Origin of the sequence: Liquorilactobacillus sp., from assembly GCF_047719775.1 — a bacterium.
GTDB lineage: Bacteria > Bacillota > Bacilli > Lactobacillales > Lactobacillaceae > Liquorilactobacillus.
Genome location: NZ_JBDNTS010000049.1, coordinates 1 through 2,869 on the forward strand (window position 1 = coordinate 1; position 2,869 = coordinate 2,869).

Consider the following 2,869-nt stretch of genomic DNA (forward strand, 5'->3'; position numbering starts at 1 on the left):
ATCTACAGTTCGGTCTGGGAAGATACTCTTTTAAACTTTCGTATCACGCTTACTTCATAATATCAACTTTCATCGCCATCTTCACTTCAATACATTTGAATGACTAGGAATACCAAGTTCTCAAGTAAAGCTAGTATAATATAGCATTTAATCTGATCATGTGTTTTTGAACTGTATAGTCAGATTGTCTTTCATCTAGGCCAATCTGAGATACAAAAGTACACAACTGGAAAGTATCGACAAAGCTTTGTCAACACAACTTATCTGAAAAAGAAGTAAAAGACTTAAAATGAATAAACAAAGACTACCAAGCATTCATTTAATAGTAGCTTAATGAATCATAACGGATTGATTAAATTCGCAAAGGTTTCAAATGTAAGATAGTGTTTAGTTGGACAAAAAAGGTGACCGATGTTTACTAGAGTGTTTCAATTAATAAAAATTTTAAATTTCGATAGAAAATAAGAAACCATTGTTTTGATTAACCCTTACGCAACGATTTTCACTGAGCATTTACGAGAGTCAGGGCCACGGTGACCTGATAATACATGGCATTTCTTGACCAAGATCTTCAAGCTGACCTGGTGTTTTTCATGACTCTATTCTCAAATAGAGTATTAATGTTGAGAAAGTGTCTCGCGATATGGTGCCCAGTTATAATATTTTTCTACATATTTGATTTACTCTAGTGGGGAAATATTTCCCAAGAACAGAGCTGTCTTGCGATTCCGTCTGATAATCAATGCGGAACACCTGCAAATCATTTTTTGAGCATAGAAAGTGGTTTGACGTCAAACGCTCCTACGCTTTGGCCCTTTTTCAAAAAGCCATCCCCTCATTGACTCAAAATATCATCTTCACTAACAGAGAGGGTAACTTTTTCAAGCGCTCCCCTTTTTGTTGAGTAAGCGCGGCGTCCGAACGTCGGTTTCCCAACCTGATGGTTCGCGGGTTGTTGTAATCTCCTATAAAAAGTAAGTCCCTCCTCATGGCTGAAGTTGGATCTAAGTTAGGGGTGTTGATATGAGGAAATGTACTGATGCGAAGAAGGCAAGCTCAAGTAATGCCTGTACCGTTTGTAAAAGACGAAAACTGAAATGTGATGGGAAGAAACCATGTAGCAGATGTATACATTTGAACATAGCAGAAGAATGCATATATATTGTCGACAGAAGAAAAGATAGAAGACAATGTAAAAGTGGATCAAAGGAATTTGTATTTCAGAATCACGTCTTCAACGAGGTACACGGTTCTTCCGAAAAAAAGGATAAAAGAAGGACTGCTAATAGAATTTTAATTGCAAGTAAACCGGAAGCAGTGGAAAATCAGGCAATTGATATTCTATCTTTTGCGAGAGATGGTGACCAATTTACTAGCGAAAAAACATGGAACAACCCACTTGAAATGAGTTTTGAATTTGACGACTTCACATTTGAAGGAGCGGATGTTGACAACTTTTTGAAGTTATTGGGTGATGTAATGCCCCCCTTCCAGCGAGAGGATTTTTGTGATCCAAATATCAATTATTCGGATAGGCAAAAAGTATTGCCAATTGCTGGAAATGAGAGTATGGATTGTATTCAACAAAGATACCAATTGATCAATATAATTTTTGAGAATGAGTCGCATACTCCTCCAGGAGTATCAAAGCGTCATTTAATTGATTTGGTAGGTAATTACCGAGATCTGGAAATGGCCGAAGGCGATCATAACGAGAAATTTTTGCTTTCTACAGTACTTTGTCTTGGAGCTTTAACTCTGCGCAAAAGAGAATTGCTAAAACACAAACCTTCAGAGGAAAGTCCTTCTACTTTTGTGAACGGTATACCGAAAGTGGCTGTCGATGCTTATAGATACTACAACATTGCAAAAGGATTGATTCCAAACATCTTGTTGATACCTTCAATTGACGGTTTTTGCGGCCTTGTATTGATGGCTAACTTTATGACTCTCATGATTTCTTTAGAAGGTCAGCTATATTTATCTGTAAACGCCCTGAAAGTTGCAGCTGCTTTAGGATGGCACAAAAAGAAAGTATCTCAAGAATTGATAGCATCCAATCACAACGGGATTGGATTAATTCTTTTATTTTGGAATGTATGGTGCTCATCTTGCATGCTGGCAACGTTCCTCGGACAGCAGCCTTCTTTTAACTTCGAAGAAATAAACACCGTTCTTCCTTGTGAAATGCCCCTTGGCGACTATTCAAGCGACTTTTCACTGCGTTTCATGCAATTACGTGTACAATTAGCTGATATCCAAAGTAGAGTTTTCCGGCAGCTGCATATGTGTGGAACGATCAAGAGGTCTGAGTTCATGGAATTGGAGAAGGAGCTCGATACTATAACAATCCGTGTCAGTCAGATGAAAAGTCTTCCCATTTTCGAAGAGCGTCTTTTTTATAGAAGTAGCTTGTTAATGTTAGAATTATCGAGTTTGAGAGCTCAGACGTGTTTTTTATTATATCGTCGCCATCTTCTCGATAAAAGATCCTTGCAGGCTGTCAATACTGCCAAATCCATAATCCGTGAAATATGGAGTCATTATACCAAGCAATCTACTAAGAATAAAAAAGATGTAACGCATCATCTGGATTGGAATTTCTGCTATCCTTTGAGGACAGCGTCGCTTACGCTATGGATTTCGTGTGTTATATTGTTGAAATACAGTAAATCAGTTCCATTTTTGAAAGACTACGACACATTTGAATATTCTCTAGCGTTGGAGGTACTAAAAGATTTGGTACAACTGCTTCCAATTGAAGAGGACCTCGTTGATTTGATTATCAATAAAAAAGATTCGATCGTCGATACCATTGGCTGCAGCTCACGTGTTCGAAGCAATTTTTGGACATGCATGCTGAGTTAGG

At 37.9% G+C, this 2,869-nt stretch carries 1 protein-coding gene; it reads left to right on the plus strand.

Annotated features, from left to right (window positions below):
* Positions 1-1,134 precede the first annotated feature (1,134 nt).
* Entirely contained in the window at positions 1,135-2,868 is a 1,734-nt protein-coding gene (locus ABF682_RS12030; RefSeq protein ID WP_415619937.1) for a fungal specific transcription factor domain-containing protein, read from the plus strand.
* Position 2,869 lies beyond the last annotated feature (1 nt).